Raw genomic sequence first — 1,386 nt, forward strand, 5'->3', positions numbered from 1 at the left:
GCTGGGCTATTTATTCTAGCTATTTCAATGTTTATCTGTTTGATTTTTTTTCGTGTATTTCGTGTATTTTGTGGTTTATTATTTAATTCCGATTAGTTCCATCATTGTTGAGATTTTTTTTTCACAAAAGAGACAAATTCGGCAATATCATTTTCCGTTGTATCAAAAGAAGTCATCAAACGGACATAGGATTTTTCTCCATCCCAGACGTAGAAAAAATATTCTTCTAACAATTGTGGTATTATCTTTGGTGGGATATAGGCAAAAACTACATTCGTTTCAACTTTTTGAACTATTTTAATATTTGGAATTTTCCTCATTCTCGTTGCTAATTTTTTTGACATTTTATTCGCATTGTTAGCCATTTCTAACCAGAGACCATTTGTGAAAAAGGCATCAAACTGTGCCGAGATATATCGCATTTTTGAAAAGAGTTGCGATCCCTGTTTACGATAATATTTAAAATCCTCACTCAATTTTTTATCAAAGAAAATGACAGATTCCGCACACATCAATCCATTTTTTGTTCCGCCAAAAGACAAAACATCCACCCCGACATCACCGGTCATTTGTTTGAAACTCACCCGCATGCTTGCGGCAGCATTTGCCAATCGAACTCCGTCCATGTGCAGTAGTAGGTTATTTTTGTGGGCAAAGTTGGAAATTTTCTCTATCTCATCAATTGTATATAGAGTTCCCAATTCTGTTGGTTGGCTGAGCGAGATAACTCGTGCTTGCGACATATGCGGATCACCTTTTACCCCCAATTTGTTCTTTATCTGCTTCACTGTTATTTTTCCGTTATTTGTAGAAATTGTATGCATTGGGCATCCGCTGAAAAATTGGGGTGCACCACATTCATGTACGTTTATGTGGGAAGATTCCGCACAAATTATAGAATTATAGGATTTGCTAATTGCTTTTATACCAAGAGCGTTTGCCCCTGTTCCGATCATTACAAAATAAATATCGATTTTTTCACCGAATTGCCGCCGTAGCTTTTCTTTTGCAGATGTTGTGTATTCATCATCCCCATAAGCAGGAGTGTGTCCCACATTAACTTCATTCAACTTTTTCATCACTTCAGGATGAACTCCCGAAAAATTATCGCTGGCAAAACTGTGCTTATTTTTTTGCATAGATGTCCTTTTATTTTTAGTAAACATTGCTCAAAACAATGATGCATAAACAAATGTTTTAACACGGATTAGTTGTCAAGTTTGCAAAATAAATTTCCACAGAAAGGTTCAAGAGAAAAATCAAAAATTATCTCATTCACGCAAATAAAACTTTGGCAATAAAAGATAAAAAATTTCAAAAACATTTACAATATTTTGCAGTTATCAGCATTTGGGAAAAATCAAACTACCCGGAGGTAGAAAATGA

Annotated in this window: 1 protein-coding gene; it reads right to left on the minus strand. The window is 34.8% G+C overall.

Annotated features, from left to right (window positions below; genetic code table 11):
* Nucleotides 1–101: 101 nt before the first annotated feature.
* On the minus strand, nucleotides 102–1,139 hold the full coding sequence (locus tag U9P79_10545) for a low specificity L-threonine aldolase (protein MEA2105052.1): 1,038 nt from the start codon (nucleotides 1,137–1,139) through the stop codon (nucleotides 102–104).
* Nucleotides 1,140–1,386: the final 247 nt, after the last annotated feature.

It is taken from the genome of Candidatus Cloacimonadota bacterium, from assembly GCA_034661015.1.
Classification (GTDB): Bacteria; Cloacimonadota; Cloacimonadia; order JGIOTU-2; family JGIOTU-2; genus JAYEKN01.

Bases quoted from the DNA above. Each gene is read 5' to 3' on its own strand.
- U9P79_10545 (MEA2105052.1), bottom strand. From the start codon at position 1,139: ATGCAAAAAAATAAGCACAGTTTTGCCAGCGATAATTTTTCGGGAGTT.